The following is a 21,008-nucleotide window of genomic DNA, read 5'->3' on the forward strand; positions in this document are numbered from 1 at the left end:
GACGGCGCCGGGCCAGGGTCCTGCAGCGCTACCTACGGGCGGCTGCCGTAGTTGACCGGCACCAGTTCGAGGAACATCTGGGAGGGGCGCCCGCCCATCCTCATCCTCACCAGGTCCAGGCCCGCGAACACGGAGGCGAGCAGCGGGAACAGCGGGTGCCGCGTCACCGGCCGCTCGGCCGATATCGTCACCCACCCCCGGCGCGCCAGCGCGGCCAGCACGCTGGTGCTCCAGAACGGCGCCCCCTGCGTGTAGGAGAACCGGCGCACGACGAACCCGCTCTCCTCGGCCAGCTTCGTGAAGTTCCGCCGGTCGAACAGGACCCAGTGCCTCGGGCAGTGGTAGCCACCCCAGTCGCGGTGCCGGAACAGCCGCGCGTCCCAGCTGTCGGTGTTCGGCGTCTTGATCAGAACCGTGCCCTGAGGGGTGAGATGGCGGCGCAGCGTGCGCAGCACCTCGCCAGGCTCGCTGACGTGCTCGATCAGGTTGATGAGAAGGATGAGGTCGAACCGGTCGTCCGTGGCGAAGTCCTCGACACGGCCGCAGAAGTAGTGGTGTCCCCGCGACACGGCCCGGGTGCGGGCTTCCGGGTCGAGGTCGACGACCTGCGTGAACGTGACGCGGGAGTCGAGCCCGCGTACCACGTCGAGCTGCCGGCCGTCTCCGCCGCCCACGTCCAGAACGCTCAGGCGGGTGCCGGACAGCCCGGACAGGATGCGGCGGAAGCGCAGGGCGTCCAGGGCGTCCTTGATCCGGTGGACGAACGACCGCTCCTCGGCGCTGTAGGCGTAGTAGTTCGGGGGATAGATCTGGCCGAGCCGGTCGATCGGCATGGGGTCGATGAACACGACGCCGCACGAGGCGCAGCGGTAGTAGTCGAATTCCTCGTCGGTGGTGCGGTACTCGACGTCGCGCGCCCGCGTCCACCGGCGTGCCGTGTCACCGTCACACGCCGGGCACGTGGGCGCCGGCTCGCCGCTGTACCGGCCCCCCGCCGCCCGCGGCGCGGTGGACTCGCTCATATCCGGTCCAGCTGGCGCCAGGCGCGGTAGTAGGTGGTCTGGCGCTGCCGCAGCAGAGGGGCGATCTCGGTGCCCATCAGGAATCTCTCCACTTCTCCGAGCCGGGTGAAGGACACGCTCGGGTCCCAGTGGTGCAGCAGGTGGCGGTTGAATCCCGCCGAGCCGAAGACCGTCGCGAACGGGCCGCCGCCGAAGAGCCGGTTCACCGGCCCGTGGGCGACGCGCCGATAATCGGTCCTGTCATCGGCGAACTCGCTGCGGTGTTCGAGCACCTGGCGCACCGTGTTGATCAGTGGCAGGAACACGAGCTGGCCGAGCACCCAGGAGACGGCCAGCGCGAACGCCCCCCGCCACAGGGCGCAGCCGACGATCGAGCCGTTGACCAGGCAGGCGGCCAGGAACACCGGGCCGAGGGACGCGGTCCTGCCGGTCTCCGCGGCCGGTGACTTGCTCCTCATCGTCTCGCGGTACTCCTTCAGGGCGCGGACCAGGCGGATGCCGGTGACCCCTTCGAGGAGGAACCGCGAATCGAGCGGAAGGAAGTAGCTGCGCTCGGGGTCCCGCGTCGTCCCGAGATAGCGATGGTGATCGAAATGCACCTTCCGGTACGCCCTGACGTCCATTCCGACGAGGCTCCCGACGAAGACGTTCGTCAGCACATCGCTGGCCCGGCGGGCAGGTGCGAGGTTGTAGTGGGCGCCTTCGTGGAGGTAGGTCGTCAGGTAGTGCAGGCAGAAGCCGATCGCGAGGCCGCCGGCGACGGCCGGCGCCATCGCGGCCGGCAGCCTGCCGGCGGCGGTGCTCCCCAGTGATGCGACCGCGGCCGCGGACAGCGCGAGTCCCAGGTGCCCCGCGAGAAGGGTTCCCCACACCACGCCCCAGCGCGGGCGCAGAGTACGGCGGAAATCCACGTATCGCCGGCCCGAGGCGTCGACCAGGGTGGACGGCCGCACCATGCCGATGTCGGCGACCGTCACCTCAGCCGGCATTCCACTCTCCCGCGTCGGAGGCCATGAGGCCGGAGGCCCCTGAGTCGCACGGGCGATGCGCTCTCGCGATCAGCGAGACCCCCGGCAGCGACCTGACCGGCAGGTACCGCTCGGCCACGACCACGGCGGAGAGGGCCATGTTGACGAGAGGTGGCGTCTCCATGACGTCGGACCCGGAGATGTGCTTCCTGCGGCGGGCGACGATCGGCCTCAGCAGGACGTTCCAGCTCCACATGCGCTCCAGGACCAGGCATTCCCCGATCATCAGCGCGCGCAGCCCGTCCCGGGTGTAGCGGCGGAAGTGGCCCGACGCGACGTCGTGCGCCGACCAGAGCGCCATGTCGCAGGGCACCGTGATCAGCGCGGTCCCTCCCGGCCGGAGTACGCGTACGAGCTCGCGGACTGCCCTGTCGTCCTCCTCGATGTGCTCCAGCACGTCGAACGCCAGGACGAGGTCGAAGTGCTCGTCGGGGAGAGGCAGGTGCCTCGCGTCGGCGTGGATCGCCGACAGGCCGCGCGTGCGCGCGAGTTGCACGGCGGTCTCCGAGAAGTCCGCGACCAGCGCGTCCCACCCGTGCTCGATGAGAACGCGGGTGTTACCACCCCCGGCCGCACCGATGTCCAGCGCCCGGCCCGGCCTGCCGAGCCGGCGCAGCTCACGGGCGAGGATGGCACGTCGCTCGCGGAACCACCAGTGCCGGTCCTCGAGTTCGAACGTGCGGCGGATCTCTGTGGCCTCCATGTCCCCTCCAAACGATCAGTGACCGGTTGTCTTCAGCGGGCGCCACCAGTCCAGGCGATCGCGGTACCAGGCCACGACCTCCGCCAGCCCCCGCTCGAAGTCGACCCGGGGTTCGAACCCCATCGCCCGGATCTTGGCGCTGTTCACGGAGTAGCGCCGGTCGTGGCCGAGCCTGTCCGGCACGCGGGCGATCCTCTCCTGGCTCACGCCGAACGCGGCGAGCAGCCGTTCGGCGAGCGCCCGGTTGGTGAGTTCCACCCCGCCGCCGATGTTGTAGATCTCGCCGGGCCGGCCCTTTTCCAGCACGAGCTGGATGCCCTGGCAGTGGTCGTCGACGTGGAGCCACTCGCGCACGTGGCCGCCGTCGCCGTACAGGGGGACCCGCAGCCCGTCGACCAGGTTGGTGACGAACAGCGGGATCACCTTCTCGGGGTGCTGGTAGGGGCCGTAGTTGTTGGAGCAGCGGGTGACCCGCACATCGAGTCCGTAGGTCTGGTGGTAGGCGCGGCACAGAAGGTCGGCTCCCGCCTTCGCCGCCGAGTAGGGCGAGTTGGGGAGCAGGGGCGCCGACTCGCTCCAGGACCCCACGGCGACGGACCCGTACACCTCGTCCGTGGAGACGTGGACGACGGTGGACACGCCGGCCTCCAGCGCCGCCTGCAGGAGCCGCTGGGTGCCCTGCACGTTGGTCACCACGAAGTCCGCGGCGCCGGTTATCGACCGGTCGACATGTGTCTCCGCCGCGAAGTTCACGATCGCGTCATGGCCGGGCACCACCTCGCCGAGCAGCCGGGCGTCGGCGATGTCCCCCTTCGTGAAGGCGTAGCGCGGGTGTCCGGCGACGGACTGGAGGTTCGCCTCGTTGCCCGCGTACGTGAGTTTGTCCAGCACCGTCACGTGAGCGTCGTCCCAGGCGGGGTAGGCGCCGGACAGCAGTGACCGCACATAGTGGGAGCCGATGAACCCGGCCCCGCCGGTGACCAGGATCTTCATGCCCGCACCTGCACCCTGCTGTGGTCGCCGACCATGAGCTGGAGCGTGTTGGGCACGCCTTCGGACCGGGTGATCTCGACGTTGCGGCCGATGAGGGAGTACGTCAGCCGTGAGACCCCCCTGATGGTGGAGTCCTGCAGAACGATGGCGTACTCCACCTCCGCGTCCTCCACCACGCAACTGTTCCCGATCGAGGTGTAGGGGCCGACGTACGAGCCGCTGATCCGGGCGTGGGCGCCGATGAGCGCGGGGCCGCGGATCACCGAGTTCCGTACCGAGGCCCCCGCCTCGATGACAACGCGCCCCGTGACGTCCGACAGCTCGTCCACGGTTCCGTGCGTCCGCGGGTCGATGGCCTCCAGGACGATGCGGTTGCATTCCAGCATGTCCTGCAGGCGGCCGGTGTCCTTCCAGTAGCCGCTGACGAGGTGCGAATGAACCCGGAAGCCGTTGTCGACGAGCCACGTGATCGCGTCCGTGATCTCCAGCTCGCCGCGCGCGGACGGCGAGATCGCCCGGACCGCTTCGTGGATCCGGGGGGAGAAGGTGTAGACGCCGACGATCGCGAGGTCACTGCGTGGATTGTCCGGCTTCTCCGCAAGCGCGAGGATCTCGCCTCCCGGCCCGAGCTCGGCGACCCCGTAGAACTGCGGTTCCGTGACCTTGGTGACCAGGATCTGGGCGTCGTAGTCGCCCTCGCGGAAGGCGTCGACCAGATCGGTGATGCCGCCCACCAGGAAGTTGTCGCCCAGGTACATCACGAAGGGCTCGTCGGCGAGGAACTCCCGTGCGATGAGCACGCAGTGGGCGAGCCCGAGGGGGGCCTCCTGCTGGATGTAGGTGACGTCGAGGCCGAACGCCGAGCCGTCGCCGACGGCGTCGCGAACCTCCCGGCCGGTGCTGCCGATGATGATGCCCACCTGGGTGATTCCGGCGTTCCTGATCGCTTCCAGCCCGTAGTAGAGCACCGGTTTGTTGGCGACGGGAACGAGCTGCTTCGCCGAGGTGTGGGTCAGCGGACGTAGCCTCGTACCCTTGCCGCCGGCCAGAACGAGCGCCTTCATCGCTGACCTCATCCTTCCCCGAGGAACACATGGCCACGGTGGGCCGGCTGTCGGCCCGAATCTATGGCCGACCGGATTCAGAGCTCCCGGACGACGTCCGCCTTTGCCGAAGAATGTGCGCCGGGTTGCCGGTACCAGGCATGCCTTCCCGCGACCGCGGAAGGTCCACGAGAGAGGATTGTGGCCGGCTTCTGGGAGATGATCGGGGGATCAATGTCGGTGTCGGTCGTCATACCGTGTTACCGCTCCGCGAGAACTCTTCCGGCGCTGGTGGGCAGGCTCATGCCGGTTCTCCGTCAGCTCTCCGTCCGCCACGAGGTGATCCTCGTCGTCGACGGAAGCCCGGACGACACCTGGAGGACCGCCGCCGAGCTCGCCTCCCGGGTCGGCGCCGTCCGCGCGATCCATCTCTCGCGCAACTACGGCCAGCACAACGCCCTCGTGGCGGGCATCAGGGAGGCGGTGTTCGACGTCGTCGTCACGATGGACGACGACCTGCAGCACCTGCCGGAGCAGATTCCGCTCCTGCTGGCCACTCTCGAAGGCGACCGGCTCGATCTGGTGTACGGCGTACCGCACGAGGAGGAGCACGGGTCCGTGCGAAGCCTCGCGTCCCGGTCGGTGAAGGGCGCCATGGCGGTCGCGCTGGGAGTGCGCGCCGCCCGCGCGATCAGCGCCTTCCGCGCCTTCCGTACGTGCCTGCGCGACGGATTCGAGGAGCTGTCGGGACCACACGCGTCCATCGATGTGGCTCTGTCCTGGGCGACCACGCGGGTGGGCTCGGTCAAGGTCCATATGAGCGAGCGCCACCACGGGCGATCCGCCTACACGCCGCGCCTGCTCGTCCGGCACGCGATGAACATGCTCGTCGGTTACAGCACCACGCCCCTCCGGGTGGCGAGCTGCCTCGGGTTCCTCGTCGGTGTCGTGGGCCTGCTCCTCGGCTGCGCCGTTCTGTGGAGCTTCCTCGCGGGCGACACCACGGTGGCCGGATTCACCACGATCGCCTCGATGGTCGCCATCTTCTCCTCCGCCCAGCTGCTGTCCATCGGAGTCCTCGGCGAGTACGTCGGCCGGATTCACGGCAACGGCATGGGCCGGCCCACCTATGTGGTGCGTGAACGTGCCGGCTCACCGGCCTCCGCCGACGTCCCCTGGCAGCCGGGCGGAGTCAAGTAGCACAGCGTTCAGGGGATGAGCCTGCTCTTGACCAGGTGAACCGTGAGGACGGCCCGCACGGGCTCGAACCCGTATCTCGCCCACGCCTTCTGCACCCGGGTGTTGTGCCCCTGGGTGGAGATGAGGATCTCTTCGGCGCCGCGGGCCAGCGTGCCGTCCTCGATCCCCTTCAGCAGGTGCGCGTACAGGCCGCGCCCCTGCGCCTCGGGCACCACCCCGGCGAGCAGGATCTCCGTCCGCGGACCCCGCTCATCCAGCGTCGCGAGCCCGAGGTAGGCGTCCGCGGCCGCGGTCCCGAGCGCGAGGCATCTTCCCTCGGCGGCGGACCTCAGCGCCCATTCCTGGTAGCCGGCGAGTGCCTCGGTGGCGCCGAACAGGGGATTGGCCGAGTAGTGACTGCCGTAAGCGGCGAAGATCCCGGACACGAGCGAGGCCACGGCGGCCGCGTCGGTGATCCTGGTCGTCCGCAGGCCCTGTGACGGCTCGGGCCGGCGGCCCTCTCCCGCCCGCAGACGCCAGTACGAAAGGGAGTCGGCGAATATCGCGGTGCGGCCGAGCATGGCGAGCTTCGCGAACCAGTCGACCCGGTCCGCCGGGTAACGGAGCACGATGACGTCCGCCGCGGACCCGAGCACGGCTTCCCGGACCGTGGGGAACGAGGAGGGATGCTCGGGGTGGACGGTGAGACGATCGACCGAACACCCGAAACGAGCGGACTCCAGAGGTGAGGCCACGGCCCGCGCGCCGAGCCCGTCACGCCCCACCGTCAGCGCATCTTGTAAGTCTGGACGGCGTCGATCACCCGTGCCACCCCGGCCTCGCTGAGATCGGCGAACAGCGGCAGCCGTACCAGGCGGTCGGCGACCTGCTCGGTGACGGGGCAGCCGCCCGGGGCCACGCGCCCGTACCGCAGGGCGGCGGGAGCGGTGTGCAGCGGCTGGTAGTGGAACGCCGCCTGTACGCCCCTGCCGGCCAGGTGGTCGATGAGCGCCTGGCGGTTCCGCAGGTCAGGGAGGAGCAGGTAGTACAGATGGGCCGGATGCTCGCAACCATCCGGGACCACCGGCTGGGAGACCTCGTGCTTCGCCGCCCAGCCCGCCAGTTCCTCGTGGTACCGGCGCCAGATGGCGTGGCGGCGGAACTGGATGTCGTCGAAGCACTCCAGCTGGGAGGTCAGTTGCGCGGCGAGCACGTCGGACGGCAGATAGCTGGAGCCGATGTCGATCCACCGGTACTTGTCCACCTGGCCGCGGAAGAACCGGCTGCGGTCCGTGCCCTTCTCCCGGACGATCTCGGCTGGGGCCACCAGGGCGGCATCGTTGAGTAGCAGCGCGCCGCCCTCGCCGCACTGCACGTTCTTCGTCTCGTGGAAGCTCTGCGCGGCCATGCGGCCGAACGACCCGAGCGGCCGCCCCCGGTAGTACCCGCCGAGCCCGTGCGCGTTGTCCTCGATCAGAGTGAGGCCGTGCCGCTCGGCGATCTCGCCCATGGCCTCCATCGCGCAGGCGACACCGGCGTAGTGGACGACCACGATGGCCCGGGTGCGGTCGCTGATCGCGGCCTCGACCAGCCTCTCGTCGAGGTTGAGGGTGTCGGGCCTGCAGTCGACGAACACCGGCACCGCCCCGCGCAGGGCGTAGGCGTTGGCCGCCGACACGAAGGTGAACGACGGCACAATCACCTCGTCGCCGGGTCGCAGATCGAGCAGGATCGCCGACATCTCCAGCGCGTGAGTGCAGGACGTGGTCAGCAGGACCTTGCACGACCCCGTCATCTCCCGCAGAAGTTCGGCGGCCCGCCGGGTGAACGGCCCGTCGCCGGAGGTGGATCCCTGGCGCAGGACCTCCGCGAGGTAAGGGAGCTCGTTCTTCGAGATATGCGGTCGATTGAATGGAATGGTCGCAAGACCGGTCATGCTCACCATCGCATTGAACAATGACCGGACTTGCCGACACGCGAGGTGACCGCACCGCGTGGAAAGCTCTTACCCAAGCCTTACGCCCACATCGCGGAGCCGCCCTCCCGGCTCACCCCGGTGCGCAGCTAGCTGGTGGTGAACACGACGTCCACCCAGTAGTTCGCGGATTGGTAGCTGCTGGTGGGGAAGGTGTTCGCCGCATTGTAGAGATAGATTCCGTTTCCGCCCTCATCGCCGTCCGCCAGGGCGTACAGGGAGCCGCTCGTGTATTGAGAAGTGAAATAGGGGGCTGTGGCCGAAAAGAACCCTGATGTGGTCTGGTAAGAGGCTATGTAGGTGGTGCCGGCGGTGATCGGCACGGGGGTGGCGAAGTTCACCTGCTGCCAGCCGGACGCGGTCTCGCCGGTGAAGGTCGCGCTGGCGAGCAGTGAGCCGCCGCTGGTCCACAGGCCGCCGGTGTGGGTGCCGGTGTTCATCGACCCCTTGTAGAACCGGATGCCGTCGATGGTCCCGTTCGTGGTGGCCCTGAATTTCACGCCGACCACGACGGGCCGGGAGTCCGGTACGGACGGCACGGCCGGGGTGGCCGATTTGTCCCACAAGCTTTTCGACGGCACGAAGACGACGTCGACCCAGTAGTTGGTGGACTGATAGGTGCTGGACGGGAAGGCGTTCGTCGAGCCGTAGTTGTAGACGCCGTTGCCGCCCTCCGCGCCATCCGCGAGTGCCAGCAGCGGGTCATTCGTGTATTGCGTGGTGAAGTACTGCAGCGTGTACGAGAAATGCCCGGTCATCGTGAGATAAGACGCGATGTAGGTGGTGCCGGCGGTGATCGGCACGGGGGTGGCGAAGTTCACCTGCTGCCAGCCGGACGCGGTCTCGCCGGTGAAGGTCGCGCTGGCGAGCAGTGAGCCGCCGCTGGTCCACAGGCTGCCGATATGGGTGCCGGTGTTCGGGGAGCCCTTGTAGTACCGGATGCCGGTGATCGTGCCGTTGGCCGTGGCCTTGAACTTCACGCCGAGCACGACGGGCAGAGTGTCGGGATTGGCCGCGACGGCCGGCACGGCCGTGCTGTCCCAGAGAGTGCTCGTGACGACCTGGAGCACCTGGGCCGACGTGCTCGGGGCGAAGTGGATGATCGCCTGTCCGTCGGGGGTGTCGCCGCCCAGGTAGACGGCGGTGATCGGATGCTGTCCCGCGGCGAGGCTCGAGATCGTGAGCACGGCCGGTCCAGAGCCGGACTGGTTGGCGGAGCCGATGATGGTCGCGCCGTCCTTGAAGGCCACCTGACCTTGCGGAACGACCGAGCCGGAAACCGCGCTGACCGTGGCGGTCAAGGTGATCGACTGTCCCCTCTGGGCGGGGTTGGCCGACGTGGTCAGCGTGGTCGTGGTCGGAGGGTCGTTCGGGACGGTGACGCGGGTCTTCGGAGGGTTGCTGGTGCCCTGAAGGGCCGCCGTGCCGTTGAGGGCGAAGACCCGGCCGAAGACGGCGGCACCGCTGCTCACCGTGACGGAGTTCGTGGCCAGGACGTTCCCCCGGAAGGTGCAGAGCGTGCCAAGGGTGCCCGAATCGGTGAGCTGCCAGAACACGTTGTTCGCTTGGGCGCCGTTGACGAGGTTGATGTTGCTGGCGTTCGCGGTGGTGAGGGTGGCGGCTCGGAAGATGAAGACGGCATCCGGGTTGCTCTGCGCGTCGAGCGTGAGCGTCCCGGTTATCTGGAAGTTCCCGCCGGTGGGGGTGTAGACCCCGGGCGTCTGGGTGGTCCCGCCGAGTTCGGCGGCGACGGTGACGACGGGAGTGCGCCCGGCGACGTCATTGTAGGCGGCGACCAGATCGCTCTTGGCCGCCGAGGCGGTGGCGTCACCCGCGTGCGTCGCACCGCTCACGGTGCCGGGCGGGAAGCCCGTCACCGAGGTGCCGGGGCTGACTCCGAGATCTCCGGTGATCGCGGTGAGGTCGGTGTTCGTCACCGCGGTGCCGGCCAGCACCCCGAAGGACGCGGCGCTGCCGAGGTTCACCGGTGACTGTGCCGCGCTCGCGCCGGATGGGGTCGTGACGACCATGAACATCGCGAGGAGGGCGGCGAGGGCGGCGGCGAGGCATGACCTGCCGACGCGTGGACGGATGGAGGAGATGCTGGCGCTGTGCCTGGGCTTCGACATGGCAATCAACTTTTCGACGACGAGGTGCTTGGTCAGTGGCCGGCCTGAACCGTGCTGAGGCGCGGCCTCGTGATCGTGGCGGAGCAGGTGTCCGAGTCGTCTTCTGTCGTGCATGGCGGAGAAACGGGTGTTACGCAGATGGGCAATTCATCGGATACGTAACAGTTGCGCCTTTAATGGTGTCGACTACGGGGCTACGTTCGATCATTGGAAATTTCTGGTGACGTGCTGTGTTGCCTTTACTCCCGCATGGCCTTATCTCCAATACTTCAAAGGGCCCGAATAGGCTTCGCGTGCTTTATATGGTGATTTAAGGGAGTTTGGCATTCGACCCGTTCAAGCGAGGCGGTGGGGAGGCGCCCGGTATGCGCGAGTCGCTAGCTCCCGCGGTTGAGCACCTGCTGGACCAGTACGGGCGACTGGCTCGGTGTGAAGTGGACCCACTGCTCGTTGACGGCGGTGCCCCCGCTGACGTACACGGCGGTCATCTGGCGTGGGCCGACGGAGAGTGCGGAGGTCGTGAACGTCGCGACCGCCGAACTGTTGAGCGGCGCCGAGCCGATGACGTTGGCGCCGTCCTTGAAGCTCACCACCCCGGTGGGGAGGAACGAATCGACGTTCCCGTGCACCGTGGCGGTGAAGGTCACGGGATCGCCCTGCTGTGAGGGGTTCGGCGAGGAGGTCAAGGTCGTGCTGGTCGGCGGGTCGTTCGGGGTGGTGACGCGAGTGGCCGGCCCGGTGGTGGTGCCGTCGATCGTGACCATGTTGTGGAGGGCGATGGTGCGGCCGTACATGGCCGTGCCCGTGGTCACCGCGATCGAGTTCCTCGCCAGGAGGTTCCCCCGGAAGGTGGCGTACCTTCCCAGGGTCGCCGAGTCGCCCACCTGCCAGATGACGTTGTCCGCCTGGGCGCCGTTGACGAGGTCGATGTTGCTGACCCTGTCCGTGACCAGGGATGTCGCCTGGAAGATGAAGGTGGCGTTCGGGTCCGCCTGGGCGTCGAGGTGGAGCGTCCCGCTCAGGGTGAAGACGCCGCCCGGCGTGCGGTAGACGCCGGGGGTCATCGTCGAGCCGTTGCCGAGGACCGAGGGCACGGTCGCCGTGGGCGTCCGGCTCGCGGCGTCGTTGTAGGCGGCGACCGCGGCGGCCATCTCCCTTCGCGCCTCGGCGTCGTTCAGATCGATGGATCCCCGCACCTGGCCGGGCGGGAAGCCGCTCACGAAGGTTCCGGGGGTCACGTTGAGATCCCCGGTCACCGTGACCTTGTTCGTGCCGGTCACCGCCGTCCCGGCCATGACCGCGCAGTCCATCGCATAGCCGAGATCGACAGGTGGCACCGCGGCACCCGGACCGCGGGACGCGCCCGCCGTGGCGCTCGAAGCGCGCGGGGCGGCCGGGCCGATCGCCACGGCGCCCGAGATCGGCGGAGCGAAGGACGGGACCGCCATGACGATGACCGAGACGATCACCGCCGACCGGGAACGACGGGTATTCCTGCCGAGAATACGCGGGCAACTGGTACTTATCATCTGTCGTTCCTTCTCCGGTATCAATGCCATTTGAATCGGCGACTCACGTCACTATCGCCGGTCTTGCGGTGCATGGCCGAACGACACGCCCGGATCGCCGCGGGATCGACGTTATAAGAAGGCCCGCCTTTTACAGTCGTTCCTGTACTTTTTCGAAACGCCGGGGGGATCTGAAATGGGAGACAAGCTGGTCGTCGTCGGGCAGGGTTATGTGGGCCTGCCTTTGGCGATGCGGGCGGTCGAGACCGGATTCGACGTCGTGGGCATCGACGTGGACGAGTGGCGTGTCAAGCGGCTGAACGCCGCGGAGTCCTATGTCGAGGACATCAGCGGCTACGTGCTCGCCGCCGCGCATTCTTCCGGCCGTTATCTCGCCAGTACGGACTACGCCGACGCGGAGGGGTTCGACGTCTGCGTGATCACCGTGCCCACGCCTCTCCGCGACGGCGCTCCCGACCTGCGTCACATCGGCTCGGCCGGCGAGTCCATCGCGCCGCTGGTGCGGCGGGGCGCCACGGTGATCCTGGAGTCCACCACCTATCCGGGCACCACCGAGGAGCACCTGCGTCCGCTGCTCGAGGCAGGCTCCGGTCTGCGCACGCCCGAGGACTTCTTCCTCGGTTACAGTCCGGAGCGGATCGACCCGGGGAACGGCCGGTGGCGGCTCGACAACACGCCTAAGGTCGTGTCCGGCATCGACGAGGCTTCCCTGGACCGGATCCAGGCGTTCTACCGGCGAATAGTGCAGGAGGTCGTCCCCGTCTCCTCACTGCAGGTCGCCGAGCTCTGCAAGCTTCTGGAGAACACCTTCAGGCATGTCAACATCGCCCTGGTCAACGAGTTGTCCATCTTCGCGCAGCAGCTCAGGATCGACGTCTGGGAAGCGATCGACGCCGCCTCCACCAAGCCGTTCGGCTACATGCGCTTCACCCCCGGGCCCGGCGTCGGCGGTCACTGCCTGCCGATCGACCCGTCCTATCTGTCATGGAGGGTCAAGCGCAGCCTGGGGCACAACTTCAGGTTCGTGGAGCTGGCGAACGACATCAACGACCACATGCCGGACAACGTCGTGCAGCGGCTGAGCCTCGCGCTCAACCAGAGGCGCAAGGCGATCAACGGCAGCCGGGTCCTCGTGCTCGGGGTCGCCTACAAGAAGAACGCGGGAGACTGCCGCGAGTCGCCCGCGATCGAGGTGACCAAGGCCCTGTGCAAGCTCGGCGCGGATGTGAGAGTCGTGGATCCGTATGTCGACAGCTCCCTGCTTCCGGCTGAGATGGACATGGTGCGGCTCACCGAGACAGAGCTGGCCCAGGCGGACGCGGTCCTGGTGCTCACCGACCACGACTGCTTCGACTACGGCCTCGTGCAGCGGGCGAGCCCCTTCGTCTTCGACGCGCGCAACCGCTGCAGGGGCCCCAACGTCGAGTGCCTGTGAGTCCGGATGCCCGGCCCCCGGGGCGATCGCCCGGGGGCCGGGCGCCTGAGGCTCGCGCCGGTCAGCGGCCGATGCCCGCGGAGACCCGGCTGACCACGCCACGCGGCACGTACCTCGCGATCGCCGCGATCACCTTGTACCTCGGGTCCGGCACGCTCACGGGCAGGCCGCGGGCGAAGTCGCGCATGGCGGCGTCGACCACGCGATCGGCGGAGAGCCAGAGGAACCCGGGAATGCCGGAGGTGTCGATCGCCGCCCGCTCGTGGAACTCGGTCCGCACGAACCCCGGGCAAAGGGCCATGACGCGCACGCGAGGCTCCGGGACCCGCAGGGCGAGCGACTCGCTGAAGGTGACCACCCAGGCCTTGGAGGCGCTGTACGTGCCGTGCGGGAAGAACGCCGCCACGGAGGCGACGTTGATCACTCCGCCGCGGCCCCGCGCCCGGATGGCGGGCAGGGCGGCCATCGTCAGCCGCAGCACCGCCTCGCAGTGCACGCGCAGCATGGTCACCTCGTCGGCCACCGGCACGTCGAGGGCCGCGCCGGAGTGGCCGAAACCGGCGTTGTTGACCAGCAGGTCGACCCCCTCGCGCAGCCGCTTCTCCACCGCGGTGACCCCCTCGCCGGTGGCGAGGTCGGCGGCGAGCACCTCGGCCGCCACGCCGTACCGGCGGTGCAGCTCGGAGGCCGCCGAGGTGAGTCGCTTCTCGTCGCGGGCGACCAGCACGAGGGAGAACCCGTCGGCGGCGAGCCTGCGTGCGAAGGCGGCGCCGAGACCGGCGGTCGCGCCCGTGATCAGTGCGGTAGGCATGAACGCAGACTAGCGACCACAGGTCGCGTGTACTCCCTAGAGGGTCTCGTCCCGGGCGGAGCGGTGGGGGATCTTCTCGGCGGGGACCACGCCCATGCGGCCCGCCTGGAAGTCCTCGAAGGCCTGGACGATCTCGTTCCGGGTGTTCATCACGAACGGGCCGTACCGGGCGATCGGCTCCTTGATCGGCAGCCCGCCGAGCACGAGGATCTCCCATCCCTGCGCGCTGGCCACCGGCTGGGAGTCCGCCGCACGCAGTGTCAGCGCCTCGCCGCGCGGGCCGAAGGTGGCCAGCCGGCCCTCGTCCAGCGCGGTGTTGGCGGTGCCGACGGTGCCCCGGCCGCTGAGGACGTACACCAGGGCGTTGAAGTCCGCCGGCCACGGCAGGTCCAGCCGTGCGCCGGGGGCGACGGTCGCGTGCAGGTAGGTGATCGGCGTGTAGGTGATGCCCGGCCCGTCGTGCCCGGCGAGCGATCCCGCGATGACCCGGACCAGGGAGGACCCGTCCTCGCTCGAAAGGAGCTTCACGTCGCTCCGATTGATGTCCTGGTAGCGCGGCGCGACCCACTTCTGCGCGCGGGGCAGGTTGACCCACAGCTGCACGCCGTGGAAGAGGCCGCCCGAGGCGACCAGCTCCGGCGGCGGCTGCTCGATGTGCTGCAGTCCGCTTCCCGCGGTCATCCACTGCGTGTCGCCGTCGGAGATCAGGCCGCCGCCGCCCGTGGTGTCCCGGTGCTGGAAGGCGCCGTCGATGATGTAGGTCACCGTCTCGAAGCCGCGGTGGGGGTGCCAGGGCGTGCCCATTGCCTCGCCCGGCGCGTACTCCACCGCGCCCATGTGGTCGAGCAGGAGGAAGGGGTCGGCCAGCGAGAGGTCGACGCCCGGGAAGGGGCGGCGCACGGCGAAGCCCTCCCCCTCCAAGTGGTGCTCCGCGGTGATGACCCTCGCGACCGGACGCCAGGCCGTGGTGGCCTCGGGCAGCCGCGGGAGCCTCGGGAGGGTCAGGGTGTCAGCGGTGACGGCAGGCATGGGAGCCCTTCTTCCTTGGCTGTGACGTGCGCCGCCACACCTTCCCGGTATGGCGTCGCGCCTCGTGGACGAGGATACTCCGCACAACAGAAGTTGATGTTTCAACTATTCCCGCGAACCTGAGGCCGGGCTGTGTAACAAGACGAGCTAACTTTCCGGAAAGATTTGGTCAAGATTTCCAAAATCTTTGCAGGGGAGGATGCCGGGAAAGCGGGCACAACAACCATGTTGACCCGCAAGGCGGAGGTAAGGCCCCTGTGGAAAGAGCGCGGGTGGGGTCTCGGTTGATCATGTCGGCGGCGACTGCTGCTGTCCTGGTCACCGGGCTGGCCGGTTGTGGTGGTGCCGATTTCACGTATGTCATGGGCAACGACGGGCAGAGCTACTTCAAGGTGCCCGCCACGTGGCAGAAGGTAGACCAGAAAGCGCTGGACCGGAAGGTCTTCGGTGACATGGCCTCCGCCACCGCCCAGGTACGAAAACGGCTCTCCTGGACGGTCGCCTACGACGGCTTCAGCAGGCCGTCGGCCGACCACCTGCTGGACTCCGAGGGCTCCGAGGAGCCGTTCGCCTTCGCGATGGTGTCGAACCTCACCGAGTCGGAGCGGGACGCGGTCTCCCTGGACGTCCTGCGCAACGCGGCGATGCTGCCGGTCGTGGTCAGCGACGACCTCCGCAAGCAGATGGAGGACACCCCCGCCTATCCCTTCAAGGACTTCGAACTCCTCAGCGACGAGGTGCTCCCACCCCAGGACGGCGTGCGAGGCGTCCACCTGGTCTACAACTTCAAGGTGCTCGGAGGCCCGGTTCAGACCTTCGACCAGACCGCCTACCTCGCCGCGGACGGCAGTCGCGTATCCGTCCTCCTCATCCGCTGCTCGGCCACGTGCTACCAGAGCCGGACGCAGGAGCTCGACAAGATCGCGCAGTCCTTCAAGGTCAAGCGAATTCCCGGGTGACCGGGTGAGGAGCCCCGATGACACACGCCCCAGCGCCTGAGCAGCCCACGGGGCTGCGCGCTCCCGACTCCGGGCCCGACTCCACCACCAGGCGCACCATGGCCTTCTGGGACCGGATCAAGATCCTGCTCGTGCTGGTGCTCGCGTTCCTCGTGCTCGTCTGGCATGACATGGCCTCGTTCGAGGGGATCATGCCGTTCGGCGACGCCGCGCGGACGATCGCGGCGAGCCGGGCCGGTTCGATCATCATGGCGCTGATGGCCGCGGAGCTCGTACGGCAGTTCCACTTCCTGATGAGCGAGCGGTCGGCGTCTTACCACCGCTTCTGGACCACGAAGGTCTTCGGGGGCTTCGACGGGTGGACGCGGCGCCGGTTCAGCGACTGGAACCGCTACCGCATCGCCAGGGCCATGAAGTGGCTGTTCTGGATCGCGCTCCTCGCGCTGGTGCTGGGCCAGATCCTCGACGTCTCCCCGGCGCTCGCGCTCTTCCAGGCGCCCGCCCTGCTCTGGCAGGTGCTCCCGTACGGGCTGCAGCTCGCTTTCGGGTTCTTCTTCGTCATCATCCAGTTCGTCGGGCTCTTCTGGTTCATGTCCAGGGGCGGCGTCGAGACCTACTTCCCCGACGACATCAAGACCCGGTTCTCCGACGTGTGGGGCCAGGACCATGTCGTCGAGCGCGTGAAGGAGAACATCGTCTTCCTGGAGAAGCCCGACGAGATCGAGGACAAGGGCGGGTACGTGCCGAGCGGCCTGCTCCTGTGGGGCCCGCCCGGCACGGGCAAGACGCTGATGGCCGAGGCGGTCGCGGGCGAGACCGGGCGGCCGTACGTCTTCGTGGACCCCGGCGCCTTCGTCAACATGTTCATGGGCATCGGCATCCTGAAGGTGAAGTCACTGTTCAGGAAGTTGCGCAAGCTCGCGCTCAGGTACGGCGGCGTGATCGTCTTCTTCGACGAGGCCGACTCGCTCGGCCGGCGCGGCGCGCTCGCCCAGCAGGGGCCGCCCGGAGGCGGCGGCTTCGCGGTGGGCGCCCCGTTCCGGACCGACGGCTGCCACGGGTTCACGTACCTGTCAGGCGAGACCAGGAACGTGCTCACCAGGCACGCGCTCGGCCCGGTGGCGCCCGAGCCCGGCCGCGACCGCGTCGTCTCCCCGATGGGCATGATGGGCGGCGGCGGCGACCAGGGCACGCTGCAGGCGCTGCTGACCGAGCTCTCGGGCCTGAAGAAGCCGCGCGGGTTCATCAACCGCTACGTCAGGCGGCTGCTCGGCATGCGGCCCAAGCCGCCGCCGAAGTACCGCATCCTTGTCATGATGGCCACCAACATGCCGAACTCGCTCGACGAGGCGCTGCTGCGGCCAGGCCGCATCGACCGCATCTACAAGGTGGGATACCCCTCCAAGGCCGGGCGTGTCCGCACCTACCAGGGCTACTTCGACAAGGTGCGCCACGAGCTCACCCCCGAGCAGATGGACAAGCTGGCCACGATCACGCCGTACGCCACGGGCGCCACCATCAAGGACCTGGTGAACGAATCGCTCATCACGGCCATCCGAGGCGGGCGCGAGGTCATCACCTGGGCGGACGTCACGACCGCCAAGCGGCTGAAGCAGCTCGGCCCGCCCGAGGACGTCGAGTACATCGAGCGCGAGCGCCACGCGGTGGCCGTGCACGAGGCCTGCCACGCCGTCGCCGCCTACCGCACCCGCCAGCACCTCGAGATCGACATCGCGACGATCGAGAAGGGCGCCGACTACCTCGGCATGGTCTCCAGCATCAAGCCAGAGGACCAGTTCACCCGCTGGCGCAGCGAGTACGAGTCCGACATCATCGTGTCGCTCGCCTCCCTCGCCGGCGAGCGCATGTTCTTCGGGGAGGACAACTCCTCCGGCGTCTCCGGCGACCTCGAAAGCGCGACCATGGTCACCGGCCTCATGGAGGCCTACTGGGGCATGGGCGTCGGCGTCGCCTCGCTGGCGGCGCTGCAGCAGCTCGGCATCAGGGACGGCAAGGCGGCCCCCCGGCCAGGCGGCACCGGCGGCATCGGGTACACCCAGGAGCCCGGCGGGCGCCGCGACCACCTCACCCCCGACATGCTGGCCGAGCGCATCGAGTTCAACCTCGCCAGGATCCTGAAGAAGACCGAGGACCTGCTGAAGGAGAACCGCCGCGAGGTGCTGCGCGTCGCGCACGCGCTGGAACAGCACAAGACGCTCAACGGCGACGACGTGATCGCGGTGATCGAGGGCACCCGCGGCCCGCTGGTCGACGGCTCGCTCTACACCTCGGAGGAGTTCGACGAGGAGCTGGAGGCCTACCACGAGGTCGCCGCCGCAGCCCACCGCACGCACAGCCACGTGACCTCACCGCTGCCCCGGCCGCGACCGGCCCGGCTTCCCCAGCCGGTCATCGCCGGTCAGGTCGTGCCGCAGCCCGGCCCGTACGGGGCCCCGCAGCCCGGCCCGTACGGCGCGCCACAGTCAGGCCTGTACGGCGCGCCGCAGCCTGGTCCGTACGGCGCGCCACAGCCGGGTTCGTACGGGGTCCCGCAGTCAGGGCCGTACGACCACGCGCCCGGCTCCGAGGTCGCCGACGGCCCGTGGTTCGCGCCGCCCGGCAACGGGCACCCCGCCGCAGTGGCTCCCTCGGCCAACGGGGGCACCTCGCCGGAGTTCATCCCGTGGAGCCCCGACCGGCCCCCGGCCGTCCCGGCGGATGTCATCCCGCCAGGTGCCGCCGCCCAGCCGGAGCCGCCCGGCCCGGCCCCGGCCGTGCGCCGGTCGCGACGGCCGGTTCTGATCGCCCTGGCGTCCGCCGCGGCGCTCGTGGTCTTCGTGCTCCTCGGGCTCGTCCTTTTCGCCGGCGGCCCGGCTCCGGGCGCGGACGGCACGGCGACGGCCTCCTCGACGGGCGGCATCGTGGCGCTGATCCTCGTGGGGGTGCTGCTGCTCGCCGGGGCGGGCGTCGCCGCCATCATGATCCGCGGCCAGCAGGCCGGGCGGATCAGGGCCGAGCAGTCCAGGGACCGCGCCGTCGAGCGGGCGCAACTGCTCGCGGCCGCCATGGAGCCCGAGACCGCGATGCGCCTTCTCGGCTACGACGGCCGCAACGGCCAGAACGGAGCCTGACGTCACGACGGCCGCGACTGACGTCATGACGGCCGCGGCGGCCGGAACGGAGGCTGACGTCACGGCGGCCGCGGCGGCCGGAGCGGAGGCCGCCGCCCGCTAGAGCCGGAACTCCAGGTCGGGGATGATCTCGGCGACGTCCATCTGGGCCTTCTGGAGGCGGCCCGAGTAGTCCCAGTTCATCGCCTGCCAGCGGGTGAACTGGTCGAGCACCCACACGCCCGACTGGCGGCTGCCGTTGCCCGACTTGCCGTTGCCGCCGAAGGGCAGGTGGGCCTCGGCGCCGGAGGTGGAGTTGTTGACGCTGACCATCCCCGCCCCGATGCCCGCGCGGAACCGGAACGCCGCCTTCGGGTCGGTGGTGTAGATCGAGGACGAGAGCCCGTAGCCGGGGCGGTTCGCCAGCTCGATCGCCTCGTCCAGGCTGCCGAACGACGCGACGCCGACGATGGGCCCGAAGGTCTCCTCCAGGAACAGGCGGTCGCCGTGGCGCAGGCCGTCCACGACCACCGGGTGGTAGTAGAGGCCTCCGGCGCCGTCGAAGCCGGCGCGCGGGTTGTCCGCCGTGATCCGCCCGGCCGGGCCGGTGACCACCTTGTGGTGCGGCTGGATCCAGCCGAGGTACTCCTCGTAGCGCTCGGCGAAGCGGTGGTCGAGCATCGGGCCGTAGAGCACCTCGCCGGCGGGATCACCGACCGTGGCGTCCTGTACGGCCCGGACGTACCGGCCGACGAACTCGTCGTGCACCGACCGGTGCACCAGCACGGTGCCGAGCGAGGTGCAGCGCTGCCCCGCGGTGCCGAACCCCGAGAACAGCGCGCCCTCCACGGCCAGGTCGAGGTCGGCGTCCGGCATGACGACCATGGGGTTCTTGCCGCCCAGCTCCAGGCAGGGCGACTGCAGGTGCCGCCCGCACAGCTCGCCGATACGGCGCCCGACGGCGGTCGAACCGGTGAAGCCGACCTTCTGCACGGTGCCCTCCGCGAGCGCCGCGTCGAGCCCGGCGAAGGTCGAGGCGCCGTCGGCGAACACGAGGTTCAGCACCCCGTCGGGCAGCCCGGCGGCCACGAACAGCCGGTAGAGCGCGTGCGCGGAGGCCGAGGCGTACTCGGCGGGCTTCCAGACCACGGCGTTGCCGCACAGCAGGGCAGGGACGAGATACCAGCTCGGCACCGCGACGGGGAAGTTGCCCGCCGTGATCACCGCGGCCACCCCGACGGGCACCCGGAAGGTGAAGAGGTTCTTGTCGGGCATCTCCGACGGGATGGTCTGGCCGTACATCCGCCGGCCCTCGCCGAGGAAGAAGTCGCAGGTGTCCACGATCTCCCTGACCTCGCCGAGCGCCTCGGCGTACGGCTTGCCGATCTCGTCGGTGACCAGCCTCGCCAGGGACTCGGCGTTGGCCTCGACCAGCCGGCCGATCGAGGCGACCACCCGGCCGCGGACCGGAGCGGGCACCCGGGCCCACTCGCGCTGCGCGGCGGCGGCCACGCTGCAGGCCCAGGCGAAGGCGGCGTGACCGGCGAGCTGGACCCGGGCCACGGTCTCGGCGGTCCTGGCAGGGTTGACCGAGTCGTAGGTCTTGGCGTTGGGGTCGTCGGCGGCCTTGCCACCGACGACGGAGACGATCTGTCGGGTCACCGTTGACCTCCTCGCATGGGCGCTTGCCTGCATTCTTCCGCCTGAGCACGGTTGACCCAACATGGCGGGCCCGGTTCCGGCGCTCCCGGCCGCGGCCGCGGTGATCGATCCACTGGCGGGCATATTCCCGCTGTGCTTGACATTTCCCATTGATTGCGCCTTTTGGCGTTTCTTTTTTGTGGTTTCATTGCTTCGCTCGCAGGACTCCTGATCAAGAAGCGGGTACGCAGGGATCAATCGCTCCGCTCATCTCGGAAACGGCCCGAATTCCCGGGCCGCCGGTTTCGGGACGGCCGTGGAAACCGGCGCCGGCCGTCCAGATGAAAAGGGCGTATCCCGCCGTTTCTCTCGATTCGCACATCGAGCAGACATTGCCGTGATCCGGCTTCCTATCATCAGGA

Annotated in this window: 17 protein-coding genes; 5 read left to right on the forward strand and 12 right to left on the reverse strand. The window is 69.1% G+C overall.

Annotated elements, in window-relative coordinates; all coding sequences use genetic code 11:
- Nucleotides 1–32 precede the first annotated feature (32 nt).
- Genes ACOZ38_RS13440 through ACOZ38_RS13460 form a run of 5 tightly spaced genes read right to left on the reverse strand, consistent with a single transcriptional unit; the run spans nucleotide 33 to nucleotide 4,810 of the window.
- On the reverse strand, nucleotides 33–1,022 hold the full coding sequence (locus ACOZ38_RS13440; protein WP_424530790.1) for a class I SAM-dependent methyltransferase: 990 nt from the start codon (nucleotides 1,020–1,022) through the stop codon (nucleotides 33–35).
- Nucleotides 1,019–2,011 carry a fatty acid desaturase gene (locus tag ACOZ38_RS13445; RefSeq protein ID WP_424530792.1) on the reverse strand — a complete coding sequence of 331 codons (993 nt, stop codon included), beginning with the start codon at nucleotides 2,009–2,011 and terminating at the stop codon, nucleotides 1,019–1,021. Before ACOZ38_RS13445 ends, ACOZ38_RS13440 begins: the two co-directional genes overlap by 4 nt.
- A complete protein-coding gene (locus ACOZ38_RS13450; protein ID WP_405146822.1) occupies nucleotides 2,001–2,753 on the reverse strand; it encodes a class I SAM-dependent methyltransferase in 753 nt (250 codons plus the stop codon). The genes ACOZ38_RS13445 and ACOZ38_RS13450 overlap by 11 nt, the downstream gene beginning before the upstream one ends.
- Nucleotides 2,754–2,768: 15 nt before the next feature.
- A complete protein-coding gene (gene rfbB, locus ACOZ38_RS13455) occupies nucleotides 2,769–3,746 on the reverse strand; it encodes a dTDP-glucose 4,6-dehydratase (protein ID WP_424530794.1) in 978 nt (325 codons plus the stop codon).
- Entirely contained in the window at nucleotides 3,743–4,810 is a 1,068-nt protein-coding gene (locus ACOZ38_RS13460; protein WP_424530795.1) for a glucose-1-phosphate thymidylyltransferase, read from the reverse strand. Before ACOZ38_RS13460 ends, rfbB begins: the two co-directional genes overlap by 4 nt.
- A gap of 213 nt (nucleotides 4,811–5,023) precedes the next feature.
- On the opposite strand from ACOZ38_RS13460, the gene ACOZ38_RS13465 reads away from it, so the two are divergent.
- Nucleotides 5,024–5,989, forward strand: a complete 966-nt coding sequence (locus ACOZ38_RS13465) for a glycosyltransferase family 2 protein (protein WP_424537001.1) — start codon at nucleotides 5,024–5,026, stop codon at nucleotides 5,987–5,989.
- 8 nt (nucleotides 5,990–5,997) lie between these two features.
- Here the strand turns inward: ACOZ38_RS13465 and ACOZ38_RS13470 are convergent, their stop codons facing one another.
- From ACOZ38_RS13470 to ACOZ38_RS13485, 4 genes are all read right to left on the reverse strand, one after another.
- Nucleotides 5,998–6,753, reverse strand: a complete 756-nt coding sequence (locus tag ACOZ38_RS13470; RefSeq protein WP_424530797.1) for a GNAT family N-acetyltransferase — start codon at nucleotides 6,751–6,753, stop codon at nucleotides 5,998–6,000.
- Nucleotides 6,754–6,755: 2 nt separating this feature from the next.
- Nucleotides 6,756–7,904, reverse strand: a complete 1,149-nt coding sequence (rffA, locus tag ACOZ38_RS13475) for a dTDP-4-amino-4,6-dideoxygalactose transaminase (protein WP_424530799.1) — start codon at nucleotides 7,902–7,904, stop codon at nucleotides 6,756–6,758.
- A gap of 128 nt (nucleotides 7,905–8,032) precedes the next feature.
- Nucleotides 8,033–10,072 (reverse strand): DUF4082 domain-containing protein, encoded by a 2,040-nt coding sequence (locus ACOZ38_RS13480; RefSeq protein WP_424530800.1) that lies wholly within the window; start codon nucleotides 10,070–10,072, stop codon nucleotides 8,033–8,035.
- A 377-nt stretch (nucleotides 10,073–10,449) separates the two neighbouring features.
- Nucleotides 10,450–11,409, reverse strand: a complete 960-nt coding sequence (locus ACOZ38_RS13485) for an ice-binding family protein (RefSeq protein WP_424530801.1) — start codon at nucleotides 11,407–11,409, stop codon at nucleotides 10,450–10,452.
- A 31-nt stretch (nucleotides 11,410–11,440) separates the two neighbouring features.
- Between ACOZ38_RS13485 and ACOZ38_RS13490 the strand changes: the two genes are divergently transcribed.
- Nucleotides 11,441–11,635: a hypothetical protein gene (locus ACOZ38_RS13490; protein WP_424530802.1), complete on the forward strand. Its 195-nt coding sequence runs from the start codon at nucleotides 11,441–11,443 to the stop codon at nucleotides 11,633–11,635.
- A gap of 141 nt (nucleotides 11,636–11,776) precedes the next feature.
- Nucleotides 11,777–13,036, forward strand: coding sequence for a nucleotide sugar dehydrogenase (locus ACOZ38_RS13495; protein ID WP_424530803.1), 1,260 nt, complete (start codon nucleotides 11,777–11,779; stop codon nucleotides 13,034–13,036).
- Nucleotides 13,037–13,097: 61 nt separating this feature from the next.
- On the opposite strand, the gene ACOZ38_RS13500 is transcribed toward ACOZ38_RS13495, so the two are convergent.
- Together ACOZ38_RS13500 and ACOZ38_RS13505 are read right to left on the reverse strand one after the other, a co-directional pair.
- Nucleotides 13,098–13,847: an SDR family NAD(P)-dependent oxidoreductase gene (locus ACOZ38_RS13500; RefSeq protein ID WP_405146839.1), complete on the reverse strand. Its 750-nt coding sequence runs from the start codon at nucleotides 13,845–13,847 to the stop codon at nucleotides 13,098–13,100.
- A gap of 36 nt (nucleotides 13,848–13,883) precedes the next feature.
- Nucleotides 13,884–14,876, reverse strand: a complete 993-nt coding sequence (locus tag ACOZ38_RS13505; protein WP_424530805.1) for a pirin family protein — start codon at nucleotides 14,874–14,876, stop codon at nucleotides 13,884–13,886.
- A 272-nt stretch (nucleotides 14,877–15,148) separates the two neighbouring features.
- On the opposite strand from ACOZ38_RS13505, the gene ACOZ38_RS13510 reads away from it, so the two are divergent.
- Nucleotides 15,149–15,835 (forward strand): hypothetical protein, encoded by a 687-nt coding sequence (locus ACOZ38_RS13510; RefSeq protein ID WP_424530807.1) that lies wholly within the window; start codon nucleotides 15,149–15,151, stop codon nucleotides 15,833–15,835.
- Nucleotides 15,836–15,852: 17 nt separating this feature from the next.
- Nucleotides 15,853–18,966: an AAA family ATPase gene (locus ACOZ38_RS13515; RefSeq protein WP_424530809.1), complete on the forward strand. Its 3,114-nt coding sequence runs from the start codon at nucleotides 15,853–15,855 to the stop codon at nucleotides 18,964–18,966.
- 99 nt (nucleotides 18,967–19,065) lie between these two features.
- Here ACOZ38_RS13515 and ACOZ38_RS13520 read toward each other — a convergent pair whose 3' ends face one another.
- Nucleotides 19,066–20,607, reverse strand: a complete 1,542-nt coding sequence (locus ACOZ38_RS13520) for an aldehyde dehydrogenase family protein (protein WP_424530810.1) — start codon at nucleotides 20,605–20,607, stop codon at nucleotides 19,066–19,068.
- Nucleotides 20,608–21,008: the final 401 nt, after the last annotated feature.

It is taken from the genome of Sphaerisporangium viridialbum, from assembly GCF_049674955.1.
GTDB classification, from domain to species: Bacteria; Actinomycetota; Actinomycetes; order Streptosporangiales; family Streptosporangiaceae; genus Sphaerisporangium; species Sphaerisporangium viridialbum.